General features: G+C 29.6%; 26 protein-coding genes and 1 pseudogene. 15 read left to right on the plus strand and 12 right to left on the minus strand.

Annotated features, from left to right (window positions below; genetic code table 11):
• The 5 genes and pseudogenes from ACKTSW_RS12120 to ACKTSW_RS12140 all read right to left on the minus strand — a co-directional run.
• Window positions 1–149 (minus strand): annotated as a pseudogene (locus ACKTSW_RS12120) (IS3 family transposase); the annotation flags it as partial.
• Between the two features lie 83 nt (window positions 150–232).
• Window positions 233–1,750: a glutamate--tRNA ligase gene (gene gltX / locus ACKTSW_RS12125; RefSeq protein ID WP_408025510.1), complete on the minus strand. Its 1,518-nt coding sequence runs from the start codon at window positions 1,748–1,750 to the stop codon at window positions 233–235.
• Window positions 1,751–2,018: 268 nt separating this feature from the next.
• Window positions 2,019–2,204, minus strand: coding sequence for a hypothetical protein (locus tag ACKTSW_RS12130; RefSeq protein ID WP_408025511.1), 186 nt, complete (start codon window positions 2,202–2,204; stop codon window positions 2,019–2,021).
• 96 nt (window positions 2,205–2,300) lie between these two features.
• The gene (locus ACKTSW_RS12135; protein WP_408025512.1) at window positions 2,301–3,146 is read right to left on the minus strand and encodes a hypothetical protein; all 846 of its coding nucleotides are present in this window, start codon (window positions 3,144–3,146) and stop codon (window positions 2,301–2,303) included.
• A gap of 140 nt (window positions 3,147–3,286) precedes the next feature.
• Window positions 3,287–3,520, minus strand: a complete 234-nt coding sequence (locus ACKTSW_RS12140) for a hypothetical protein (protein ID WP_408025513.1) — start codon at window positions 3,518–3,520, stop codon at window positions 3,287–3,289.
• 211 nt (window positions 3,521–3,731) lie between these two features.
• Between ACKTSW_RS12140 and ACKTSW_RS12145 the strand changes: the two genes are divergently transcribed.
• The 4 genes from ACKTSW_RS12145 (at window position 3,732) to ACKTSW_RS12160 (ending at window position 10,414) form a co-directional block, all read left to right on the plus strand.
• Entirely contained in the window at window positions 3,732–7,025 is a 3,294-nt protein-coding gene (locus ACKTSW_RS12145; RefSeq protein WP_408025514.1) for a DUF4175 family protein, read from the plus strand.
• Window positions 7,026–7,114: 89 nt separating this feature from the next.
• Window positions 7,115–7,531 carry an rRNA maturation RNase YbeY gene (gene ybeY / locus ACKTSW_RS12150; RefSeq protein WP_408025515.1) on the plus strand — a complete coding sequence of 139 codons (417 nt, stop codon included), beginning with the start codon at window positions 7,115–7,117 and terminating at the stop codon, window positions 7,529–7,531.
• 30 nt (window positions 7,532–7,561) lie between these two features.
• Window positions 7,562–9,439, plus strand: coding sequence for a tRNA uridine-5-carboxymethylaminomethyl(34) synthesis enzyme MnmG (mnmG, locus tag ACKTSW_RS12155; RefSeq protein WP_408025516.1), 1,878 nt, complete (start codon window positions 7,562–7,564; stop codon window positions 9,437–9,439).
• A gap of 117 nt (window positions 9,440–9,556) precedes the next feature.
• The gene (locus ACKTSW_RS12160) at window positions 9,557–10,414 is read left to right on the plus strand and encodes a class I SAM-dependent methyltransferase (RefSeq protein ID WP_408025517.1); all 858 of its coding nucleotides are present in this window, start codon (window positions 9,557–9,559) and stop codon (window positions 10,412–10,414) included.
• Between the two features lie 143 nt (window positions 10,415–10,557).
• Here the strand turns inward: ACKTSW_RS12160 and ACKTSW_RS12165 are convergent, their stop codons facing one another.
• Window positions 10,558–10,956: a DoxX family protein gene (locus ACKTSW_RS12165; RefSeq protein WP_408025518.1), complete on the minus strand. Its 399-nt coding sequence runs from the start codon at window positions 10,954–10,956 to the stop codon at window positions 10,558–10,560.
• A 136-nt stretch (window positions 10,957–11,092) separates the two neighbouring features.
• On the opposite strand from ACKTSW_RS12165, the gene ACKTSW_RS12170 reads away from it, so the two are divergent.
• Window positions 11,093–12,028, plus strand: coding sequence for an SPFH domain-containing protein (locus tag ACKTSW_RS12170; protein WP_408025519.1), 936 nt, complete (start codon window positions 11,093–11,095; stop codon window positions 12,026–12,028).
• 2 nt (window positions 12,029–12,030) lie between these two features.
• Window positions 12,031–12,348, plus strand: a complete 318-nt coding sequence (locus ACKTSW_RS12175) for a heavy metal-binding domain-containing protein (protein WP_408025520.1) — start codon at window positions 12,031–12,033, stop codon at window positions 12,346–12,348.
• A gap of 51 nt (window positions 12,349–12,399) precedes the next feature.
• Here the strand turns inward: ACKTSW_RS12175 and ACKTSW_RS12180 are convergent, their stop codons facing one another.
• The 3 genes from ACKTSW_RS12180 to rnr all read right to left on the minus strand — a co-directional run bounded on the left by ACKTSW_RS12180 (window position 12,400) and on the right by rnr (window position 15,602).
• A complete protein-coding gene (locus ACKTSW_RS12180) occupies window positions 12,400–12,603 on the minus strand; it encodes a Sec-independent protein translocase subunit TatA/TatB (RefSeq protein ID WP_408025521.1) in 204 nt (67 codons plus the stop codon).
• 34 nt (window positions 12,604–12,637) lie between these two features.
• On the minus strand, window positions 12,638–13,315 hold the full coding sequence (locus ACKTSW_RS12185) for a head GIN domain-containing protein (protein WP_408025522.1): 678 nt from the start codon (window positions 13,313–13,315) through the stop codon (window positions 12,638–12,640).
• A gap of 91 nt (window positions 13,316–13,406) precedes the next feature.
• A complete protein-coding gene (gene rnr / locus ACKTSW_RS12190) occupies window positions 13,407–15,602 on the minus strand; it encodes a ribonuclease R (protein WP_408025523.1) in 2,196 nt (731 codons plus the stop codon).
• Between the two features lie 119 nt (window positions 15,603–15,721).
• Here rnr and ACKTSW_RS12195 point away from each other — a divergent pair, with 119 nt between their 5' ends.
• The 4 genes from ACKTSW_RS12195 (at window position 15,722) to ACKTSW_RS12210 (ending at window position 18,459) form a co-directional block, all read left to right on the plus strand.
• A complete protein-coding gene (locus ACKTSW_RS12195) occupies window positions 15,722–16,633 on the plus strand; it encodes a diacylglycerol/lipid kinase family protein (RefSeq protein WP_408025524.1) in 912 nt (303 codons plus the stop codon).
• 72 nt (window positions 16,634–16,705) lie between these two features.
• Window positions 16,706–16,873, plus strand: coding sequence for a hypothetical protein (locus ACKTSW_RS12200; protein WP_408025525.1), 168 nt, complete (start codon window positions 16,706–16,708; stop codon window positions 16,871–16,873).
• Between the two features lie 714 nt (window positions 16,874–17,587).
• Window positions 17,588–18,019: a ribose 5-phosphate isomerase B gene (gene rpiB, locus ACKTSW_RS12205; protein ID WP_408025526.1), complete on the plus strand. Its 432-nt coding sequence runs from the start codon at window positions 17,588–17,590 to the stop codon at window positions 18,017–18,019.
• Window positions 18,019–18,459, plus strand: coding sequence for a GNAT family N-acetyltransferase (locus ACKTSW_RS12210; protein ID WP_408025527.1), 441 nt, complete (start codon window positions 18,019–18,021; stop codon window positions 18,457–18,459). The genes rpiB and ACKTSW_RS12210 overlap by 1 nt, the downstream gene beginning before the upstream one ends.
• A gap of 184 nt (window positions 18,460–18,643) precedes the next feature.
• On the opposite strand, the gene ACKTSW_RS12215 is transcribed toward ACKTSW_RS12210, so the two are convergent.
• Window positions 18,644–19,219, minus strand: a complete 576-nt coding sequence (locus ACKTSW_RS12215; protein ID WP_408025528.1) for a pseudouridine synthase — start codon at window positions 19,217–19,219, stop codon at window positions 18,644–18,646.
• Between the two features lie 114 nt (window positions 19,220–19,333).
• Here ACKTSW_RS12215 and recA point away from each other — a divergent pair, with 114 nt between their 5' ends.
• Entirely contained in the window at window positions 19,334–20,341 is a 1,008-nt protein-coding gene (gene recA, locus ACKTSW_RS12220; RefSeq protein WP_408025529.1) for a recombinase RecA, read from the plus strand.
• A gap of 86 nt (window positions 20,342–20,427) precedes the next feature.
• The gene (locus ACKTSW_RS12225) at window positions 20,428–20,967 is read left to right on the plus strand and encodes a GNAT family N-acetyltransferase (RefSeq protein ID WP_408025530.1); all 540 of its coding nucleotides are present in this window, start codon (window positions 20,428–20,430) and stop codon (window positions 20,965–20,967) included.
• Here ACKTSW_RS12225 and dut read toward each other — a convergent pair.
• Entirely contained in the window at window positions 20,964–21,395 is a 432-nt protein-coding gene (dut, locus tag ACKTSW_RS12230; RefSeq protein WP_408025531.1) for a dUTP diphosphatase, read from the minus strand. The genes ACKTSW_RS12225 and dut overlap by 4 nt on opposite strands.
• A gap of 94 nt (window positions 21,396–21,489) precedes the next feature.
• Between dut and ACKTSW_RS12235 the strand changes: the two genes are divergently transcribed.
• The 3 genes from ACKTSW_RS12235 to ACKTSW_RS12245 all read left to right on the plus strand — a co-directional run bounded on the left by ACKTSW_RS12235 (window position 21,490) and on the right by ACKTSW_RS12245 (window position 24,646).
• Complete coding sequence (locus tag ACKTSW_RS12235; RefSeq protein WP_408025532.1) at window positions 21,490–22,485, plus strand: NAD(P)H-dependent glycerol-3-phosphate dehydrogenase; 996 nt, start codon at window positions 21,490–21,492, stop codon at window positions 22,483–22,485.
• A 229-nt stretch (window positions 22,486–22,714) separates the two neighbouring features.
• Window positions 22,715–23,374: a hypothetical protein gene (locus ACKTSW_RS12240; protein WP_408025533.1), complete on the plus strand. Its 660-nt coding sequence runs from the start codon at window positions 22,715–22,717 to the stop codon at window positions 23,372–23,374.
• A gap of 3 nt (window positions 23,375–23,377) precedes the next feature.
• Entirely contained in the window at window positions 23,378–24,646 is a 1,269-nt protein-coding gene (locus ACKTSW_RS12245) for an MFS transporter (protein WP_408025534.1), read from the plus strand.
• A gap of 21 nt (window positions 24,647–24,667) precedes the next feature.
• Here ACKTSW_RS12245 and ACKTSW_RS12250 read toward each other — a convergent pair whose 3' ends face one another.
• The gene (locus ACKTSW_RS12250) at window positions 24,668–25,159 is read right to left on the minus strand and encodes a hypothetical protein (RefSeq protein ID WP_408025535.1); all 492 of its coding nucleotides are present in this window, start codon (window positions 25,157–25,159) and stop codon (window positions 24,668–24,670) included.
• Between the last annotated feature and the right edge of the window lie 84 nt (window positions 25,160–25,243).

The raw sequence follows: 25,243 nt of genomic DNA on the forward strand, positions 1-25,243 counted from the left end.
ACAGTACTCCTACCTTGAATACCATAGACTTTTTGTACCTGCTTATAGGTGTAGTTGCCTTTTTCTACCTCGGCTACTAAGGCTAATTTAAAGCCTAAATTGTAATCGCGTTGGGTGCGCTTAACCCGCTTGTTTACTCCTTTACTCATAATAAGTCGATTTTGTGTCAACTTATTTCAGGACGGGACAAATTAATATCATAAAAAGCCGCTTTAAAAGCGGCTTTTTATTGTTATGATAGTGCTTTTATGGCATTTTGTATTCTTGTAATAGTGGTTTCTTTACCAATCATTGTCATAATATCAAACAAATCGGGTCCTGCTAATTTACCTACCAAACTTAAACGAAGAGGTTGCATTACTTTACCAAATCCTATTTCTTTTGAGGTAATCCATCCTTTGATTTCAATTTGTACATTTTCTATTGAAAAATCATCAATTTTAGAAATTACTTCGACTAATTCCTGCATTAATTCACCCGTATTATCTTTCCATTGCTTTTTAACTGCTTTTTCTTCATATACTGATGGATTTTCAAAGAAAAAGTTTGATAACTCCCAGAAATCAGCCACAAAAACAGCTCGTTCTTTAATTAACGAAACTACTTTTTCTGTAAAATTAACATCTGCATCAATTCCTTTTTCTGCTAAAATTGGAAGGTATAAATTGGTTAATTCTTTCTCTTCTTTTTGTTGTAAGTATTGCTGATTAAACCACTTGGCTTTATCTGGGCTAAACTTAGCTCCTGATTTACTTACTCGTGATAATTCAAATGCTGCAGTTAGCTCTTCTAAACTAAAAATTTCTTCTTCTGTTCCTGGGTTCCATCCTAAGAAAGCTAACATATTGATAAACGCATCAGCAAAATAACCATCTTCTTTGTATCCACGTGAAACATCACCTGTTTGCTCATTTGTGTATTCTAATGGAAATACTGGAAATCCTAATTTATCGCCATCACGCTTACTTAACTTTCCTTTTCCTACGGGTTTTAAGATTAGTGGTAAATGCGCAAATTTTGGTGCTTTCCAATCAAATGCACGATATAATAACTCATGGAGTGGGAGAGAAGGTAACCACTCTTCTCCACGAATTACATGTGAAATTTCCATTAAATGATCATCTACAATATTTGCTAAATGATACGTTGGCATTCCATCAGACTTAAATAATACTTTATCATCTAATGTATTTGTTTCTACTTTAATTGTACCACGAATTTCGTCTTGTAGAATTAAGGTTTCGTCTTGTGGAGTTTTAAAGCGGATTACGTATTTTTCTCCTGCACTAATCTTAGCCGCAACTTCATCAGCAGAAAGAGCCAACGAATTGTTTAACTTTAATCGATTGTGCCAGTTATAAATAAAGGTTTTTCCTTTTTCTTCATGATCTTTTCGGTGTGCATCTAGTTCTTCAGCTGTATCAAAAGCATAATATGCCCAACCGGTTTCAATTAATTGATCTGCATATTTTTTATACAAATCTTTACGTTCTGACTGACGATATGGTCCGAATTTTTCGTTTTTACCTGGGCCTTCATCAAACGGAATATTACACCATTCTAATGAATTGATGATATATTGTTCTGCATTGGCTACATAACGTGTTTGATCTGTATCTTCAATACGTAAAACAAAGGTTCCGTTATGTTTTTTAGCAAATAAATAATTGAATAAAGCAGTTCTTACACCGCCTATGTGTAAAGGTCCTGTTGGACTCGGAGCAAAGCGTACTCTTACGTTCTCAGTCATTTTTTTATTGATTTGAAAGCGCAAAGATAGTTGTATGTTAATAGAAAAGAAAAAAGAGGTAAGAGAAAAAAAGAAAAAAGCGAGTTAAACTCGCTTTCTTTAAATATTATTTATACTGGCAATAGCCATTGTAGCAAAAAGAATCCCAAGGTGGACAATCCTTGTCAGAGAAACATCTAATGTTTCTAAATCCTCCATTAATGTTTTTTTGCTCTTTTTTGTTCAGGGTAGTACCTAAGTTTGAAATGTTCTTTAACATAATATATTTTTAAGATATTTGACAATAACCCCAGAAACAAAAGAAACGTTCATTTTCCATCCCTGGGTAAGAATTAAGAATATCACAATCGCTATTTGAAGAGCATTGCATAGTTCCTCCGCCAAAACCACCATTAATATTTTTTTGTTCTTTTTTGTTTAGGGTAGCACCTAAATTTGAAATGTTTTTTAACATCTTTAAAGTTTTTAAAATTAGTACGAGCAATTTAATTCAACTTTAAAAACTCTTCGTTTATTTCGCCTTACAAAAAGTAAGTAAAAACCTTACTTTTTAAAGTTTATGGTACAACCCGAAACTCAATGCGGGGGCTTTGGCTACATTTCTTCCTGCAAAGGCACCTCCAAGTCCTATATTTGCACCAAAAGATTTATTAAACTCTCCAATAAACTTTAGTCCAAAAGCAGCGTAGCTTTGATCGTTTACATATAAGCCTGTTGCTAAGTTTTCTTGAGGCAATATAACGTCGCCATTTTTTAAAGAGGCAACACCGTCTAAAAAACCTGCTATCCATAACCAATTTAAAGCCTTGTAACCTATTTCTCCTCCTAATTTATAGTTAGAACTATAATCATTTGTTCTAATATCAAATCCTGTAAAAGCTTGAATGTACCATGAATCAAAACCTTTACCTGTTAAAAATAATGGAGTAAATGTCCATGCATCATATCCACTACGTATTCCTGAATTTTCCTTATAAGTACTTGTATTTGCTTCAATCGAAAACTGTCCTGAAAACAACCATTTGCTATTAGAAAAGTTATGTTTTATTCCTAGTTGAATGTTTCCTAATAAGTTTTCTGAAGCTTCATCAATAATAAAAGATGGAAAAATTGCTGACATGTCTTCTGTAAAATCACCTGTTTTTAATATTTTAAAAGGAATATTAGCGAATACTGTTGTTTTATCTGTAACACCATATTCTCCATATACTTGTAACGTATTATCTGTGATTTTTCGTTGTGGGGTGTAAACTGGATTTCCATATATTTTATCATAGCTACCTATTGTGGTAAATGATAACTGAACGTATCCTTCGTTTTTATTTTTTGTCCACGGACTTTGTGAAAAAGCATTAAGTGTAATTAAAAATAGTGTCGGTAAAATTAGTTGTTTCATGCTAAAAATATTTTGTAATTAGTTTACTAAAACTTTAGTTCCTTACAAAAAACTTACTTTTTAAGTACTTTTATAGTTTAATTATACTTCACATAAAGGTAGCATTTAAATAAATACTATTCTAATACATTTCTTGGGTCTTAACTTATACAACATAAACCATCTTGTATAATTCCTGAACAACTCATACCATAAGGTGTATCGAATGCACATGGGTTTCCTTCACCACGACCAATATATCCACTTCCTCCAGGATAACTTTCATGACATCCTGTTATATCACATTCGTTATTTCCTAAGAAAAAACCTCCGTTAATGTGTTTTTGATCTACCTTATTAAGTAGTGTGCCTAAATTTGAAATGTTTTTTATCATCATTAAAGTTTTTAAAATTAGTACTAGCAATTTAATTTAACTTTAAAAACTCATACCCTTTTTTACCTTACAATAGGTAAGGAAAACACGTATTTTTTCTTTCGATGATCTTTATTTTTTTAAAAATATAGTAAGAATTAAGAAAATATAAACGTTTAAATAAATCTTTAACTAATATTTCTTCATAAAACACGTATTTTTATACTTAGATATGGAAGATTTTAATAGAATACAACAAAAATTAAAGCAGTTTAGTAAGAAATTTTATACTAATGAACTTATCAAAGGAAGCATCTTATTTGTTTCATTAGGATTAATCTATTTATTTTTTACGCTGTTTATTGAATATTTTTTATGGTTACAACCCACAGCTAGAACTATTTTGTTTTGGTTGTTTATTGTTGTGGAAATCTTCTTGTTATTTCGTTTTATTTGCTTTCCTATTTTTAAAATTGTTGGCTTACAAAAAGGGATTTCTTTTGAAGAATCTTCTAAAATCATCGGGAGTCATTTTCCGGAGGTAAAAGATAAATTATTAAACGTTTTACAATTACAACAAAACAACCAGCAATCTGATTTATTATCTGCTAGTATTGAGCAAAAATCAAAAGAATTACAGCCTGTTTCTTTTAACAAGGCTATCGATTTTAAGGGAAATAAAAAATATATAAAATATACTTTTGTTCCTTTACTTATTTGGGGTATTTCTATGCTTACTGGAACTTCAAATAAACTTTCGCAAAGTTTTAACCGCGTAGTGAATTATTCGGTAGCTTACAATCCTCCAGCTCCTTTTTATTTTAATTTAACTGCAAAAGATTTAGGTGTTATTAAAGGAAAAGATATAACCATATATATGCAAACAGAAGGGGAGGTGGTACCTGAAGAAACCAAAATTCATTTTAATAAGCAACAATATTTTATGGAGAATGAAGGAAATGGTTTGTTTTCATATACGTTTTCTGAAGTTCAAAACCCCATTACTTTTTATGCTAGTGCTAACGGTATAGAATCTAAAGAGTATAATATTACTATTATTAAAACTCCTTCTATTCAAAATATTGCATTAAACTTAACATATCCGTCATACATACAAAAAGCTTCTGAAACGATAAACAATACTGGAAACCTAAATGTTCCACAAGGAACAATTATAAAATGGGACATTAAAACTTCTGAAACCGATACAGTTACCTTCGTTGAAAAAGAAAAGAGAACAATTTTTAAACAAAAAGAAAACAACGAATTTGAGTTTACAAAACAGCTCTTAAACAATACAAATTATCAAATAACTACATCTAACAAAAATCTAACAGATTACGAACAATTACAGTTTTATATAAGTGTAATTAAGGATGAATACCCAACGATTAATGTAAATTCTAACATTGATAGTATTTCACGTGGGAATGCTCAATTTATAGGTCAAATCGCTGATGATTATGGTTTTAAAAAGTTACAATTAGTTTATTATGATAAAAACAATAATCAAAACACTAATTATCAATCAATTAAAATTAATAAAGAGACTATTCAAACCTTTTATTTTGAGTTTCCAGGAAGTTTAAATTTAAATAAAGGTGTAGACTACGAAATGTACTTTCAGGTATACGATAATGATATTGTAAATGGTAATAAAAAAGCCACGAGTAGAAAATTTAGCTATCGTCAAAAAACAGAAGAGGAAATAGAGGAGGAGTTATTACAAGAGCAAAAAAACTACATTGAAAACATTACAAATTCGTTAGATCAACAACAAAAAAGTAAAAAAGATTTAGAAAAAATTCAGTTCAATTTACAAAACAAAAAGAACATTAACTGGAATGATCAGAAGAAAATTCAGAATTTAATAAAGCGTCAAGAGCAATATAAGCAAATGATGCAACGTCAAACACAAAAATTACAAGAGAATTTTTCTGAAAAGAAAGAAGAAAATGAAACGCTTGAAGAGAAAAAAGAAAACTTAAAAAAGCGTATTGAAGAGCTCAAAAAGTTAGAAAAGCAACAAAAATTGTTAGATGAATTAAAGAAGTTGGCTGATAAGCTAAACAAAGAAGGTTTAATTAAAAAGACTAAGGAACTTGCAGAACAAAACAAACAACAAGAACGTAGTTTAGAACGCATTTTAGAAATGACCAAACGTTTTTATGTTGAACAAAAAATGAATCAGGTTGCTAATAAACTTGATGATTTATCAAAAAAACAAGAAGAGTTAAGTAACAAAGAAACTAACAAAGAAGAGCAACAACAGATTAATGAAGAGTTTAAAAAAGCAAAGAAAGAATTAGACGAATTACAAAAAGAGAACAAAGAGTTAAAACAACCCATGGAAATACCTTCTATGGATAAATTAGAAAAAGAAACTCAAGAAGAACTAAATAAAGCTGAAGAAAACTTAGAAAAGAATAACACTTCTGATACTAAAAAAAATCAGAAAGAAGCTGCTAAAAAGATGCAGCAAATGAGTCAGCAAATGCAACAAGCCATGCAATCGATGAGTGCCGAAATGGAAGAGGAAAATATGGAAGGGTTGCGTCAAATTTTAGAAAATCTTATTACGTTTTCTTTCGACCAAGAAGCCTTAATGGATGAGTTTTCTTCATCTAATTCATCACATCCTGATTTTGGTAAAAATCTACAAAAACAACATCAACTTAAAACCTATTTTGAACACATTGATGATAGTTTATTTGTGCTTTCTATGAGAGTTCCTAAGATATCTTCAAAAGTTCAAGATCATCTTGCACAGGCACATTATAATTTAAATCAGTCTTTAGAAAATTTTGCTGATAATTATTTTCAAAACGGTATTTCTAATCAGCAATACGTTATGACCTCTGCAAATACCTTAGCAGATATGTTAAGCAATACTTTAGATGCTATGCAAAATCCTAAACCTGGCAACGGGAAAGGTAAGGGGAAAGGAAAGTCGTTTAGCTTGCCAGACATTATTCAAAAACAAAATGAATTAATGGAAAAGATGAAACAAGGCATGCAAAAGAAAAACCAAGGAAAACCAAAGGATGGAAAAGATGGTGAAAAGAAAGGTGAAAAAGAAGGTCAAAATGGTGAGCAAAGTGATGATTTAGATGGCGAGTTGTATCAAATTTATAAAGAACAATCGCAATTAAGAGAACAGTTAAAAAATTCTATTAAAGAAGGTAAAGAGAGGAGTGGAGATGCTCAAAAAGCATTAAAGGAAATGGAGCAACTAGAAAATGAAATTTTAGAAAAAGGGTTTACACAAAAAAGTATAAATAGAATGCAACAGTTAAACTATGAATTACTAAAATTAGACAAAGCAACTTTTGAACAAAATAAAGATAAACAACGTAAATCGAATACCAATTTACAAGAATTCAATAACAATAGTTCTAAAGAATTGAAGTTTAAAAAGTTGTTTTATAACCAAACGGAGATATTAAATAGACAATCACTACCTTTGCGCCAAAATTACAAAAAGAAGGTACAAGAGTATTTTACCCTTCCGAAGGATAAAAAATAACACATTAAAAAGCCTTTAGATTATACAAATACAATCGCTTTTTAATTGAGTTTTTTTAAGATGTTAACAACAGTATTTGATATAAAGAAATGATTGCATTTAATTACGAAACCGAGTTTCAATTAAAGAATGAAGAAAACACTTCTAAATGGATACAAGAGTGTATTAAAAAAGAAGGCTTTGAACTAGGTGAAATCAACTATATTTTTTGTGATGATGAATATTTACACAAACTCAATATTGAGTTTCTACAACACAATACTTTAACCGACATTATTAGTTTTGACTATACTTTAGGTAAATTAGTTGGAGGAGATATTTTTATATCTGTACAAAGAGTAGAAGACAATGCGAAAGAGTTTACTACTTCATTTGAAAATGAGTTACACAGAGTAATTATCCACGGTGTTTTACATTATATGAAGTACAAAGATAAAACAGATGAAGAGAAGCAAATTATGCGTTCTAAGGAAAATGAATATTTAAAATTTTTAGATAAAAAATAAAAGGGTTCCACGTGGAACTGACTATAAAAAATGAGTTTAGTTAATACAACATACGATGTAATTGTAGTAGGAGGTGGACATGCTGGAAGCGAAGCAGCTGCAGCTAGTGCAAACATAGGAGCACATACTTTGTTAATTACAATGAACTTACAAAATATTGCTCAAATGAGTTGTAATCCTGCCATGGGTGGAATTGCAAAGGGGCAAATAGTTCGAGAGATTGATGCTTTAGGAGGTTATAGCGCTATTGTAACAGATAAGACCGCTATTCAGTTTAAAATGCTAAATAAATCTAAAGGACCTGCTATGTGGAGTCCAAGAGCACAATCGGATAGAATGCAATTTGCAGAATGCTGGAGAACAATGTTAGAGCAAACTGAAAACTTAGATTTTTATCAAGATGCTGTAAATGGATTGTTGTTTGATGAGAATACCATTACTGGCGTTAAAACTGCTTTAGGTTTAGAAATAAAAGCTAAGACAGTAATTATAACAGCAGGTACTTTTTTAAATGGATTAATACATATTGGTGAAAAAACTTTTGGTGGAGGTAGAGCAGGTGAAGGAGCTTCAACTGGTATTACTGAAGGTTTAGTTGAAAAAGGTTTTGAAGCTGGTAGAATGAAAACTGGAACTCCTCCTCGCGTTGATGGAAGATCATTAGATTATTCAAAAATGACTGAACAGCCTGGAGATGATTATCCTGAAAAATTCTCGTATTTACCCATTACTAAACCATTAACTAAACAACGTTCTTGCTACCTTACATATACCAACCCTGAAGTACATGATATACTTCGTGAGGGTTTTGAGCGTTCACCCATGTTTAATGGTAGAATTAAATCTACAGGGCCTCGTTATTGTCCTTCAGTAGAAGATAAAATTAATCGTTTTGCTGAAAAAGAACGTCATCAAATTTTTGTAGAACCAGAAGGGTGGAATACCGTTGAAATTTATGTGAATGGTTTTTCAACTTCGCTTCCTGAAGATATTCAAGACAAAGCTATTCGTTCTATCGCTGGTTTTGAAAATGTAAAATTTTTTAGATATGGTTATGCTATCGAATATGATTATTTTCCGCCAACACAATTAAAACACAACTTAGAAACTAAATTAATTAATAACCTATTTTTCGCTGGACAAATAAATGGTACAACAGGTTATGAAGAAGCAGCTGCACAAGGTTTAATGGCAGGTATAAATGCAGCCTTAAAAACTCAAAAAAAAGAACCATTTATTTTAAAAAGGAGTGAAGCTTATATAGGTGTTTTAATTGATGATTTAATTACAAAAGGAACAGAAGAACCCTATCGTATGTTTACTTCTCGTGCAGAGTATAGAACATTATTGCGACAAGATAATGCTGATTTACGCCTTACTGAAAGATCTTATAAATTAGGGTTAGCTTCTCAAGAAAGAATGGATAGAGTACTAGAGAAACAAAACAAAACTCAAAATTTAATAGATTTCATTACTAAACTAAGTGTTACTAAAGAAGAAGTTAATCCTATTTTAGAGCATAAGAGTTTAGCAACAATTAATCAATCTATGAAATTATATAAGATTGCTGCTAGACCACAATTATCTTTTTCTGATTTTAGATCTATAGAAAAGGTTGAAAGTTACATTCAAGAAAACACTATTGATCACGAGGTAATAGAACAAGTTGAAATACATTTAAAATATGCTGGTTATATAGAAAAAGAAAAGAATAATGCCGATAAATTGAATAGGTTAGAAAATGTTCCTATTCCATCTACATTTGATTATAGCAAGGTAAAGTCGTTATCATATGAAGCAAGGGAAAAATTATCTAAAATACAACCTACCTCAATTTCACAAGCAAGCAGAATAAGTGGTGTTTCACCAAGTGATATATCTGTCTTACTTGTTTACATGGGAAGATAAAATATAATTTATACATAAAAAAATAAAACGTTCCATGTGGAACGTTTTATTTTTTTATGTATAATTGTTCAACCAAAACCAATGTTCCTCGTGGAACAATGAACTTAATTTATTAGTTTGACTACAGAAAGAGAATTCTATATAGATCTGAATCCATTTTTAAATTGTATTGACTATACAGTGTCGAAAGAGAGTTATGAGGTAATGAGGAATGAAGAATATGATATGTTAGTAACTTCACCAGTACCAAGTAATTTGGAAAAATATTATTTAAGTGCAAATTATATTTCACATACAGATAGTAACTCTTCTATATTTGATAGAATTTACCAACTTGTAAAAAGTTTTACTTTAAAAAGAAAATTAAAGTTGATTAACTCTTTTAATACGGAAGAAAAAACAATTTTAGATATAGGTGCTGGTACAGGAGATTTTTTAAAAGTGTGCCAAAAGGGTGGTTGGGATATTAATGGTGTAGAACCATCATCAAAAGCTCGTGAGTTTGCCAAGAATAAAAACATTAACCTTTTAGAAGATTTATCTGAAATTGAAAATAAAAGATTTGATGTTATCACTTTATGGCATGTATTAGAACACATACCAAACTTGGTTAATTATATACAACAATTAAAATTGCTTTTAAAACCAAATGGTGTTTTGGTTATTGCTGTTCCTAACTATAAAAGTTTTGATGCAAAACACTACAAAGAGTTTTGGGCTGCTTATGATGTGCCAAGACATTTATGGCATTTTTCAAGAACAGCGATTTCAAAAATATTTTCTTTGGTTGAAATGAAAGTTGAAAAAACTATTCCAATGAAATTTGATTCGTTTTATGTTTCTTTGTTATCAGAACAAAACAAAAACAAAAAGAAGAAACCTATTCATGCTTTTTACATAGGATTAAAATCAAATATAAAAGCAAAACGATCTGGTGAGTATTCTTCTCTGACTTATATCTTAAAAAATTACTAAAATCAAATTTAAATAGTATTATGGTTAGTTTTAAATAAAAAGCATACAAATACCTAAAAGAATAAAAAAAACCTCTTAAAATCTATCTTTTAAGAGGTTTTAAAATTATTAAAAACTATTAACTATAATAAAATTAATAATTTTTATCTATTTAATAAATATACACCTAAAATAGCAACAATAAAGTAAACTGCTAATGTCATTGCCCCTGCATAGTCTTTTGCTAATCGCTGTCCAATTAATAAAAAAATTAATGTAAGTGCAGATAATTCTGCTCCTATTAAAGCAATGTTATGATTTCCTGTTGTTGATAAATGAAATATTCCAACAAACATTAAAGCACCAGCTAAAAGCTCAAGTACTAAAATAATTGCTAATAAAACAGGTACTGAATTTTTTAAAGGTGAATTTTCAAAATGTCCTTTAATAAAAGATAGGTTTCCTTTCCAATCACTCACTTTATCAATTCCAGATTGTAAAAAAGTAACGATTAAAAAAAGTAAGATTAAAATTTCTGTTATGCTTTGTTGTATAAGTTCCATGTAATTGATTTTTTACAAATATAAATTTTAAAAAAGAATTGTAACAATTCAAATAAAATTCGTCTTATAAATATCTACTGTTAATAAATAGTATCTTTATCAAAAAAAATTACTAACATTTTAAAAATTAAAAACTATGTCAATTTACATGTATCCGGTAATTGTTATCGGTATTTTAGTATTCTTATCATTGTTCTTTATTGTTAAGCAACAAACTGCTGCAATTGTTGAACGTTTTGGTCGTTTTCAGAGTATACGTCACTCAGGTTTACAATTAAAAATTCCTATTGTTGATAGAATAGCAGGTAAACTAAGCTTAAAGATTCAACAGTTAGATGTAATTGTGGAAACAAAAACATTAGATGATGTATTTGTGAAATTAAAAGTTTCTGTACAATACAAAGTAATTCGTGAAAAGGTGTATGACGCATTTTATAAGCTAGATTATCCGCACGATCAAATTACTTCTTATGTGTTTGATGTAGTACGTGCAGAAGTTCCTAAAATGCGTTTAGACGATGTTTTTGTTAAAAAGGATGATATTGCTATTGCCGTAAAGACTGAGTTAAATGATGCTATGATGGATTATGGGTATGATATTATAAAAACGTTAGTTACTGATATTGATCCTGATGCCCAAGTAAAAGCAGCAATGAACCGTATTAATGCGGCAGATAGAGAAAAAACAGCAGCTCAATATGAAGGGGATGCACAACGTATTTTAATTGTTGAAAAAGCTAAGGCAGAAGCAGAAAGTAAGCGCTTACAAGGACAAGGTATTGCTGATCAGCGTCGTGAGATTGCTCGTGGTTTAGAAGAATCAGTAGAAGTTTTAAATAAAGTAGGTATTAACAGTCAAGAAGCTTCAGCTTTGATTGTGGTTACACAACATTACGATACGCTACAGTCTATTGGTGAAGAAACAAACAGTAACTTAATTTTATTACCTAACTCACCTCAAGCAGGAAGTAATATGCTAAATGATATGGTTGCAAGTTTTGCTGCTAGTAATCAGATAGGGGAGGCTATGAAAAAGGCTAAAGAGGATAAGGAAAATAAAGAGAACCAATAATTATGATATTATCAACTACACCCTCTTTAGAAGGTAAACCAGCTAAAGAATATTTAGGAATTGTTACGGGTGAAACTATTATAGGAGCAAATATGTTTAAAGACTTTTTTGCAGGTATAAGAGATATTGTTGGGGGAAGATCTGGCTCGTATGAAAGGGTGCTTAGAGAGGCTAAAGATATAGCTATTAAGGAAATGACCGAAGAAGCTAAAAAAATAGGAGCAAGTGCTGTTGTAGGTATAGATTTAGATTATGAAACTGTAGGTGCTAAAGGTGGAATGCTGATGGTAACCGCATCTGGGACAGCAATAAAACTTTAGTAAAAAAAAACCGAAACTTATAAGTTTCGGTTTTTTTATTATAATGTGTAACTATTTTTTTTCTTCTACTTTGCTATCATTTTCACTTTCTTCGTCTTCATTCTTAGTAGCATCTTTGAATTCTTTAATACCGGTTCCTAAACCTCTCATTAATTCTGGAATTTTTCTACCTCCAAATAATAATAATACTAAGGCAACTACGATAGCTATTTGCCATGGTCCAACCATTCCTAAAAATATAGTAAGTAAATTCATTTTTAATTAAATTTTGCGCTACAAAGATACAAAATTAACTTCGGTGTTCAATTACTCCACCAATTACTTTTTTATCTTTAAAAACTTCTGGTTTTCCTTTGTAAAATATAGAGCCGCCAAACGATACCTTAGCATCTAATGTTTTCCCAGACTGAACCTCTACTTTAGATCCAGATCCAGCTTTTACAGTAGTCATTTCTTTTACTGATAATTTGTATCCGTGATACATTCCTCCTAAATCAGCATTTATATTTTGATTCTTAGTTACACCTGAAAGCCTAATAACAGCTCCTGAAGAGCTTTTTACCTCCAAATACTTAACATTAACTACAATATTAATAAAAGCTCCTTCTTGAGCTCTTATTTCAACTTTTTGTTGATTAATATCTTTACCTGTAATTGTTGCTCCTTCATTTGCATCAATAATTGATAAAGTTTTATTGTAATATAATGTTGCTTTAACTTTACCATCGGCAGTAGTTTCTGGAAATCTCAATAATATTTTTAGAGTAGTTCCATCCAACTTAATTTTAACTTTATCTGTTTTTTCACCTGTAACTATAATTTTAGAATCATCAGATTTTACGAGTTTTAAATCTATACCGTTATACACTTTTACAATTGAAAAGTCTCCTAAATTTTTAGTTATGGTTGTTTGAGCTGATGCTAAAACGGTCATCAAAAACAAACTTAATATTGCTAACTTCTTCATAATAAATTCCATTAGTTAATTGAGTATAACCAATAATTATACCAATACTATAAAGCAAAATCTTAATTTTTATTGTTTAAAACTATACAAATTAGTGTGAAATTAAATTAAAATCAAGGTGTTTGCGTTCCAAATCGGTGTGTTTTACTTTTACTACTACTTCATCACCTAATTGAATCATATTCTTGGTTGATTGTCCAATCACAGCATATTGTTTTTCGTCAAATATATAATAATCATCTTTTATATCTTTAATACGAACCATTCCTTCACATTTATTAGATATTATTTCTACATAAATTCCCCATTCTGTAACTCCAGATATAACACCTTCAAACTCTTCATCTTTATGATCTTGCATATATTTTACCTGCATATACTTAATAGAATCTCTTTCCGCTTTCGAAGCCAATTCTTCCATCTTAGATGAGTGTTTACACTTCTCTTCATACACATCTGCTTTTGGTGAGTTTCCTCCATCTAAATAATGTTGTAATAGACGATGTGTCATAACATCAGGATAGCGACGGATTGGTGAGGTAAAGTGACTGTAATAATCAAATGCTAATCCGTAGTGACCAATATTTTGTGTTGTATATTCAGCTTTACTCATAGAACGTATCGCTAAGGTTTCTACCATATTAGCTTCTCCTTTTCCATGTACATCTGATAATAATTTATTTAAACTGTCTGATGTTTTTTGACGTGTTTCGGTATTTATTTTATACCCAAATTTACTAACAATATTTTGTAATGATGCTAGCTTTTCAACATCTGGTTCGTCATGTACACGATATACAAAGGTCTTATTGCTAGGTTTTCCACCAGATGAACCTATAAATTCAGCTACTTTTTTATTAGCTAATAACATAAATTCTTCAATCAACTTATTAGCATCTTTGGCTTCTTTAAAGAAAACTCCTGTTGGATTTGCATTTTCATCTAAATCAAACTTTACTTCAACTCTATCGAAAGAAATTGCTCCTGATTTCATGCGTTTTTTTCGCATTTTTTTAGCTAATTCATCTAATTTTAAAGTAGCTTCTACGATTCGTTCATCAACTTCATAAGCTTCGCCTGTTAAAGAAATATCAGTAGGAATTATGTTGTTTTTACTTTCAATAATTACTTGTGCTTCTTCATATGCAAAACGTTTGTCAGAATAAGTAACCGTTCTACCAAACCATTGGTTAATAACTTGTGCTTTCTCATTCATTTCAAATACAGCAGAAAAAGTTAGTTTTTCTTCATTTGGCCTTAAAGAACAAACTCCATTACTTAACATTTCTGGTAGCATTGGTACTACTCTGTCAACTAAATATACAGAAGTTGCTCGATCGTAAGCTTCGTTATCTAAAACTGTTTTTGGTTGTAAATAATGAGAAACATCAGCAATATGTATTCCTATTTCATAATTACCATTTTCTAGTTTGGTAAATGAGAGGGCATCATCAAAATCTTTAGCATCTTTAGGGTCTATAGTGAAAGTTAAATCACTTCGCATATCTCTACGTTTAGCAATCTCTTCTTTGGTAATTTCTATGGGTAATTCTGATGCTTCTTTTTCTACTTCTTTAGGAAATTCATACGGCAAACCATATTCTAATAAAATAGAGTGAATTTCTGTATCGTGATCTCCTGGTCTTCCTAAGACTTGAGTAATTTTACCAAATGGGTTTTTAGAATTTTCTGGCCAATCAGTCATTTCAGCAACGACTTTGTCTCCATCTTTAGCACCGTTAAGTTTGCTTTGTGAAATAAAAATATCGGCATACATTTTATTATTATCAGGTATTACAAATCCGAAATTTTTATTCATTTGTAAAACACCAACAAATTCTGTTTTAGCTCTTTTTATAATTTCAACTACATCGGCTTCAGATTTATTACTTCTTCGTTTTTTATAAACATAAGCTTTCACTATATCATTATGTAATCCCTTTCCTAAATTTACTGAAGGTACAAAAATATCGTGTTCAAAATCGTCACAAATAAAATAAGCGTTTCCGTTAGAGGTAGCATCTAGTGTACCAGTATGGTACTTTCTATCTTCATTAATTTGGTATTTACCTCTATCTACTTCTTTAATTTTTTTATTTACAGTAAGTTCTGCTAATTTCTTAATAATTTGGTTTTTTCCATCTGTATCAGAAACTTTCAATTTAGCAGCAATTTGCTTGTAATTATAGTTTTTATTACTGTCTTCGTTAAGTATTTTGAAAATATTTCGGGTAAGATCTTTAATAATTTTTCCCTTTTTTTTGTAGATTTTTTTCTTTCTAGTCATTAATCTTTCGTCTTATTTAATTTTCAACCAAAGTACGAATAAATTTAATGTTACTTATTTTAAATAACTATTATAAATTCATTTTGTACTTTTCACTTCTTGATTCAAAAGTATTTACTATGAATAATACATGGTTTTTGATTGTTAATCCTATAGCTGGTAATGGTAATTTTAATAAACATTGGAGTGAAATTCAACAGGAATTAAAGCTAAATAATATTATTTATAAATATACTAAGACAGAATATTCAAATCATGAAAGTACACTTGTTAGGCAAGCTATTAACAAAGGTTATAGAAAAATAATTTCTGTTGGCGGTGATGGAACTTTGCATCACGTTGTTAATGGAATTATGTTTCAAGATGTTGTTAATTCAAAAGAAATTACTGTTGCAGTTATTCCTTTAGGTACTGGTAATGATTGGATTAAAACTTATAATATACCTAAAAATAAAAAAAGAGCTGTTAATTTAATAAAAAATGAAAATACTATTTTTCAAGATATTGGCTGTTTAGAATTGGCTAATACCACTTCTTATTTTAATAATGTTGCTGGTATTGGCTATGACGGATATGTGGTTAGTAAGTTGAATACATTAAAAAGATTTGGATCTATTGCATACTTATTGAGTGGTATAGCAGGTTTGTTACTCTATAAAAAGACAACTTTTAATATAGCTATTAACAATAAATTTATTAAAACTAAGTGTTTAATGACTTTGTTTGGTATTTGCAAGTATTCTGGTGGTGGAATGCAATTAACTGATTTTAAAGATTCTAACAATGGTTTATTTGATATAACAATAGCTAAAAATCTATCTTTTTGGGATTTATTATTTTCAATAAGGAAATTATATAACGGTGAAATTCTTAAGCATAGAAAAGTAGAAACACATTTGGCTAACTCATTGTTAATAACTCCACAAAACAATAAATATCTTCCTTACATACAGGCAGATGGAGAGTTAATAGGTAGAGGACGAGTGAGAGTGAGTATTATAGAGAGTGCTCTTAAAATAGTAATTCCATAAAAAGTTAAAAAAATCTTAATTTAATTGTAACATTTCATAAAATCATACGTCTTTATTATAAAGTCGTTAATAATGAAAAACTTACGAAAGATAATAGCTTTATTTATTTTTATATTTATTACGGGAATAATTGTAACTGTGGTAAGTATAAACATGACTTTGAACAAAAAAACACAATCTGATGTAGTGAAAGCTAAAGATTCTGTTTATCTCATTAGAGCAGCAAAAAAAACAGTATAAACCTGTTTTTCTTCACTTATTAGCAGCTTCAACAAGAATAGCTTTTTTTAGCTAATTTTTAGAAAGTTACACTTATCTAAAATCTTCTTTTTTGTTTATCTATTTTTTTACGTTACTAATTTAATAAAGAACCTTATTAAAGTTACAATAATTGAACTTCTAAAAATTTAGAAAGGAAATAAAAAAAACAGTTATTAACATATTATATTATTACTAAAAAAGATTTTTAAATTTTAAAAAAGAAATGATTGTTATAATAGTGTGTTAACATATAGCATAAAAAAGAGGTTTAATTTTTGGTAGTCTGACTTATTAAAATGAATAAACAAGTTATTAGCTAAATAAAATATTAAAAATCAACTATAAAATAGAGTTATTAACAAAAATTATAAACAGTAGTTCACTAAGAATTATGAATAGTTTATTTAAATTACAATGTAAAAAAAGAGTTAATTTTATGTTGATAAATGTTCATTAAAATCTTAAAAAAAAAGTTGTGTAATTAGTTTATGTTCTTGTATTGTAAAAATTATGTAGAAAATCAAATTTTCTTTTCAGAATATACAATTAGTTCTTAACATTTAGGTAACATCATTTAAGTCGTTAATTTTAAAGAGGTTATTAAGAATACTAAAAAAAGCATTGTTAATTACTGTTGATAACCGTGAATAAATGTATTTTTGTAATTCACAACTGAATTAAAATCAACATATTATGACAATTGCTGTAGGAAATGATCACGCAGGTACCGAATACAAATTTGAAATAGTTAACCTTTTAGAAGAATTAGGACATAAGGTTATAAACTTTGGTACAAATGAAACCGACAGTATGGATTACCCAGACACCATTCACCCCACAGCTGAAGCAGTAGAAACAGGTCAAGCAGAAATGGGTATCATTTTGTGTGGAAGTGGTAACGGAGCACAAATGACTGCTAATAAACATCAAGGAATTCGTGCAGCTTTATGTTGGAATAACGAATTGGTAGAATTAACACGTCAACATAATGATGCTAATATTTTAACGATTCCTGCTCGTTTCGTGTCGTTACAACAAGCTTTAGGTTTTGTTAAGATTTTTTTATCTACTAAATTTGAAGGTGGACGTCATGCTAACAGAGTAGAAAAAATAGCTTGTAGTTAATGAAATTTATAGTAAAAAAATTTCAAGAATTAACAACTTCTGAATTATATAAGTTACTTCAATTACGTTCTGAAGTTTTTGTTGTTGAACAAGATTGTGTATATCAAGATATTGACGGTAAAGATCAAAAAGCGTTACATGTTATAGGAGAAAAAGAAGGTGAAATAATTGCGTACACTCGTTTGTTTAATAGTGGTGAATATTTTGATACACCCAGTATTGGTAGAGTAGTAGTTAGGTATGATGAGCGTAAATATGGTTACGGACACGATTTAATTAAAGCATCTATAAAAGCTATTGTTGATAACTACAATGAAACTACTATAACGATTTCTGCACAAACCTATTTGCAAAAATTTTATGAATCTCACGACTTTAAACAAGTAGGAGAAGACTATTTAGAAGATGGTATTCCACATATAAGAATGGTTAGAAATTAATGAAATTAAAAAGAAATTATAAAATATTTATTTCTTTATTAATTATTATAATAAGTTGGTTAATGATAGGTATAGGTTATACTTCTAAATATGGAAGTATAATAAATACAGTACTATTTTTTGGAGGAATTATATTTAGTTTTTTTGGATTTATTATGTTTCTATTATCAGTTAATATTAAAAACTAAATAAATTCCTTAACTTCTTTAACTTCACCAACTTGCATATTACCTAATAAAATATCACCTACCCGAACACGTACTAAACGAAGTGTAGGAAAACCAACAGCAGAAGTCATTTTACGAACCTGTCTAAATTTACCTTCCGTTAAGGTAACTGATATCCAAGGAGTAGGACCATGACGAGCATCACGAATTTTTTTAGAACGTTCAGGTAAATCAGGAGTATCAATTAATTCAACTTTACAAGGTTTTGTCATGTATTTTTTTCCATCAAAACCAATTTCAACTCCGTTTTGTAATTGTTCAATAGCTTTAGATGTGATTGCTCCATCTAATTGAACATAATACTCTTTTTCAACACCACCTCTTGTAGTAATAAAATCACTTATTTTTCCATCAGTTGTTAATAATAATAAACCTTCCGATTTTACATCCAATCTACCCACAGCCATAGTTCCTTCAGGAAAGTTAAATAACTCTCCTAACAATTTATGTTTACCACCTTTTTTTTGATTAGTAATAAATTGTGATAAAAAACCATAAGGTTTATAAATCATGAAGTGACGATGGGTTGGCATCTTTTCTTTTTTAAGAAGCACAATATTACAAAATGTAACATAAAAAGATAGGATATTAAAGCTAGTTTTTCATAACTTAGCCGTTCTTATTACTTAAAATAATTAGCACGATTTATGGCAGCAGATAAAGAAAAAGAAGCGAAATTAAAAGCGCTTCAACTTACACTAGATAAGTTAGATAAAACGTACGGTAAAGGAACCGTAATGAAGTTAGGAGATAGCCAAGTAGAAGATGTAGATGCAATATCGTCGGGTTCTTTAGGATTAGATTTAGCCTTAGGAGTAGGAGGATACCCTCGTGGAAGAATTATAGAAATTTATGGACCAGAATCATCAGGTAAAACTACCTTAACTATACATGCTATTGCAGAAGCACAAAAAGCAGGAGGAATTGCAGCTTTTATTGATGCTGAGCATGCTTTTGATCGTTTTTATGCTGAAAGCTTAGGCGTTGATGTTGATAATTTAATTATTTCTCAACCAGACCACGGAGAACAAGCTTTAGAAATTACTGATAATTTAATTCGTTCTGGAGCTATTGATATTGTGGTAATTGACTCGGTTGCAGCCTTAACACCAAAATCTGAGATTGAAGGTGAAATGGGAGATTCTAAAATGGGACTTCATGCACGCTTAATGTCGCAAGCTTTACGTAAATTAACTGGTACTATTAGTAAAACAAACTGTACAGTATTTTTTATTAATCAGTTACGTGAAAAGATTGGAGTTATGTTTGGTAACCCTGAAACAACGACTGGTGGTAATGCCTTAAAATTCTATGCATCAGTTCGTTTAGATATTCGTCGTAGAACACAAATTAAAGACGGTGATAAAGTAATTGGTAATAGTACCAAAGTTAAGATTGTAAAAAATAAAGTAGCACCACCATTTCAAATGGCTGAGTTTGATATTATGTATGGAGCAGGAATATCAAAAGTAGGTGAGGTATTAGATATTGGTGTAGATTATGGAATTATAAAGAAAAGTGGTTCGTGGTTTAGCTACGGAGATACCAAATTAGGTCAGGGTAGAGACGCTGTTAAAGGTGTTATTAAAGACAATCCTGAATTAATGGAAGAACTTGAAAATAAAATAAAAGAAGCTATTGAAAATCAAGAATAAGTAATTTAAATTAAAGTTCAAACTATTACTATTTTAAAAGCTGTTCTGATTATTAGAACAGCTTTTTTTTATAAGAAAGTTTAGATATGATTAAAATCTCAAAATTCATACAACTTAAAGAAATTAAGGTTGAAGATTTTAAAATTCTTAGAACCTTAATGGATGAAATATACAAAGCAGCATACAGTCATTTTTGGAAAGATGAAGGAGCATGGTATATACAAACTCAATTCTGTAAAAGTAATTTAGAAAAAGAATTATTAGAAGATAAAACAAGCTACTATTTTATTTTTTATAAGAGAGAAATAGTAGGAATCTTCAGAATACTTTGGAATAAAAAAATATTAGGGTTTGAAAATAAAAAATCGTTAAAAATTCATCGAATATATTTACATGAAGATACTCAAGGTAAGGGAGTTGGTAAAAAAATAGTAGCTTGGTTAGAAAACAAAGCAAGAAAAAAACAATATGAATTGATATGGTTAGATACTATGAATGAGCAACTGCAAGCCTTTGAATTTTATAAAAAAATAGGCTACCAGTATCATTCACATTGTTTTTTAGATTTTGAATTAATGTTTATTAAAAAAAGAAAAATAAGTCAAATATATAAAAAACTTACTTAAACTCCAGTACTTCCAAACCCACCAGCACCACGTGCAGTTTCATCTAATAGCTCTACCTCTTTCCATTGTACACGTTCGTGTTTAGCAATTATTAATTGAGCAATACGTTCTCCATCATTTACAATAAACTCTTCATTAGATAAGTTTACTAGAATAACTCCAATTTCACCACGGTAATCAGCATCCACAGTACCAGGAGAATTTAGTACGGTAATTCCTTTTTTGGCTGCAAGTCCACTTCGTGGTCTAACTTGAGCTTCATACCCAACTGGAAGTGCAATAAATAACCCAGTTTTTATAATAGCTCTTTCTAAAGGCTTTAAAGTTATAGCAGTATTTATATTTGCACGTAAGTCCATACCTGCTGAACCTTCGGTTTCATAAGCAGGAGTTTGATGTTTTGATTTGTTTATGATTTGTACATTCATAATTTTAGGTTTTCAATTTTCAAATATAATAAGCTTTAAGTTTAGAGAGTCATTTATAGATTTCTTAATTTTGTAACACAAACAAATATTATTTATGAGTAATCAAACCAAAATAGCAGTTTTAGGAGGTGGAAGTTGGGCAACTGCTATTGTTAAAATGTTGTCTGAAAATTTAGAAACCATAGGTTGGTATATGCGTAGTATATATGTTATAGAACATATTAAACGTAATAAACATAATCCTAGTTATTTAAGTTCTGCTGAACTACACTCAGAACAATTAGATTTATCTGATAATATAAATTATATTGTTAAAAACTACGATATATTAATTTTTGCAATACCATCGGCATTCTTAAGTACTGAATTAGAAAAACTAAAAACTTCTTTAGAAGGAAAAATTATTTTTTCAGCCATTAAAGGAATTGTTCCTGAGTCAGGATTAATTGTTGGTGAACATTTTCATACATCTTATAATGTACCTTATGAAAATATAGGGGTAATTTCTGGACCTTGTCATGCAGAAGAAGTAGCCATGGAACGCTTATCATATTTAACGTTGGCTTGTCAAGATGAAGCAAAAGCAAAAGAATTAAGTAAAGCCATTGAGGGTCGCTACATTAAAACAAAAATTTCTGATGATATTATTGGTACTGAATATGCAGCCATGTTAAAAAATATTTATGCTATAGCAGCTGGAATTGCTCATGGTTTAGGATATGGAGATAATTTTCAAGCAGTATTAATGAGTAATGGAATACGTGAAATGAAACGCTTTATTAAAAAAATACATAAAATGAAGCGTAATATTAATAATTCAGCATACCTAGGTGATTTATTAGTTACTGGATATTCTACATTTAGTAGAAACAGAATGTTTGGAAACATGATAGGAAAAGGCTATACCGTGAAATCTGCAATGTTAGAAATGAGTATGGTTGCAGAAGGATACTACGCAACAAAGAGTGCCTATAAGATTAATCAAAAAAACAAAGCTAAAACTCCAATTATTGACACTGTTTACAACATTTTATACGACAAAAAAGAAGCGAAAGATGAGTTTTTAAAGTTAACAAATAGATTAGATTAGTTGTTTGCATTTGTACAAATAATCCTTCTTAATAAAAATTAAGAAGCCCCATCAATCGCTTCTAGATTTAGGTTGTGTTTAGGTCTTGTAACAAGATACAATAGTGACAAATTTAATTTAAAAATCTGATTAACAAAGTTTTTAATTAAATATATTATATATTTATAAAAACAGTATAATTTTACTTTTAGTTGTATTTTTGTTACTTTTAGTTTAAAACTAAACAAATATGAAAACAATTCAAGAAGCTGTTGAAATTACCATCAGAAAAACTCCTTTTATAGAAGAAGCTTTAAATGAGAAGCTAATTAATGTATCATCTTTAGCAAGAGAAATTTTACCGGAAGTTTCTAAATTGTTAAAAAAGGATGTAAAAGTAGGTGCAGTTATGATGGCAATTAATAGGTTATCTCCAGCTAATGAACTAAGAGTTCGTAAAAATATTAAGCGACTTGCTTTAAACCTAGGAGATGTAATTGTACGTTCAGATTTGTGTGACTTCACTTTTAAGAATACAACATCTTTACTAAAAGAAATAGCAAAAATTTTAAGTAAATCTGCTGATAGTAAAGATTATTTTCTAACAGTTTCTCAAGGTATATTCGAAACAAATATTGTAACCAGTAAAAATTTACAACCATTTGTAGAAGAAATTTTTAAAAAGGAAGCATTAATTAACAATGTCAATGATTTAGCGTCTATAACGATAAAACTACCAAAAGGGAATTTAGATCAATCAGGTATATACTATTTCATTTTAAAACAATTTGCTTGGGCAAATATTGCGGTACAAGAAGTTATTTCTACTACACATGAAATGACTATAGTAGTAAAAGAAAGAGATGTTAATGAAACGTTTGCTATTCTAATGGATTTGAAACTAAATTAATTTATGAAGAAAAAAGACCCTTACGCTTCTCTTAGAATCAAAGAGTTTAATATTTTTCTTTTAGTTCGTTTTGCTTTAGTTTTTGCATGGTCAATGCAGTTTATTATTATTGAATGGCAGGTATATAGTATTACAAAAAATCCTTTATTATTAGGAATTATAGGTTTAATGGAAGTTATTCCAGCAGTGTCAATGGCATTGTTTGCAGGTCATATTGTAGATCAAAAAGAAAAAAGAAACTTATTAGCCCTATGTATAGGACTATTTTCACTTATTAGTTTAGGATTATTCTTTTTAACATTACCAAGTCTTATTATGGGATGGAATAAGAATACTGTATTATATGCTATTTATGTGCTGGTATTTTTTGGTGGTTTATTACGTTCGTTTTTTGGACCCACTATATTTTCTTTAATTGCTTTAATTGTACCCAAAAAATTATATCCAAATGCAGCAACATGGAGCAGTTCAACATGGCAAATAGCCTCAGTGTTAGGACCAGCTTTTGCAGGATTAACTATTTCATGGATTGGAGTACACTGGTCTTTATGCATAGTATTTGGCCTAGTATTTATATCATTTTTTACAGTATTTTTTATTAAGAAGAAACCAATTTTAAATCCGAAAATAGGTGAACCAGTAATGAAAAGTTTAAAAGAAGGAGTGAACTTTGTTTATAAAACTAAAGCTATTTTAGGAGCGCTTACATTAGACATGATTTCGGTATTATTTGGAGGAGCTGTAGCATTACTACCAATATATGCTCAAGATATATTAAAAGTGGGACCAGAAGGTTTTGGTGCTTTACGTGCAGCACCTGCTATAGGAGCTTTTTTAACGATGTTGGTAACAGCCTATATACCTATTAGTAGAAATGCTGGAATCAAGCTTATGGCGGCCATTTTTGGGTTTGGAATATGTATTATAGTGTTTGGATTGTCTACTATTTTTTGGATTTCGATTGTAGCTTTATTTTTTAGTGGTGTTACCGATGGAGTTTCTATGGTAATTCGTCAAACAATTTTGCAATTAAAAACACCTGATCATATGCGTGGCAGAGTAGCCTCGGTAAACTCAATGTTTGTTGGTTCTTCTAACGAATTAGGTGCTTTTGAAAGTGGTGTTACTGCAAAATTAATGGGAACGGTAACCGCAGTTGTTTTCGGAGGCACTATGACTTTAATTACCGTTGTTACTACGGGAATTATAAATCCAACACTTAGAAAGTTAGATTTAACAAAAGACTTGGAAGAGCATGAAAACGAAGAATAATAAATTAACTAAAAAGTAAATCTAAGACATATCAAAATAATTAATTTTTGTAATAATTTTTGTTGTTTGATCAAAGTCTATGTTAATAAATACATTACACTCATCACATTCAGCAAATAAAACACTTTCAGAACCATTTCTACCTTTACTAAAGGTAACGTTACCTAATTTACTAATAGGGTCTCCTACGGAAATTGTAACTCCTTTAATTGTAAAAGTAGCTTGATTACTTAAAACGTCTAAAGATTCAATATAAGGCTTACTACCAGAAGTTGAAAAATCAAGCTTTAAACCATTAAACTTAAAATAATAATAAAAACCATTATCTTCAAAAGAGGTAGTAGTACCTAATAAAGATTCTACTTTTGCTTGTTTTCCAAAGGTCTTTTTTATCTCAGCTAAAGCAACATTATTTATTTTAATATTATCAAAATCAGAATTAGATATAATGTTAGTTTGACTTTTAGCTATAAGAGTGGTTAACAGAAAAAAAACGATTACTAGTTGTTTCATATTACTTAAAAATTAATTGTACAAACCTTTAGTAGCTAACTTTTTATAAAGTGGTAAAGATATAATATAACAGTTTTTATTTCT

It is taken from the genome of Tenacibaculum sediminilitoris (genome assembly GCF_964513795.1).
GTDB lineage: Bacteria > Bacteroidota > Bacteroidia > Flavobacteriales > Flavobacteriaceae > Polaribacter > Polaribacter sediminilitoris.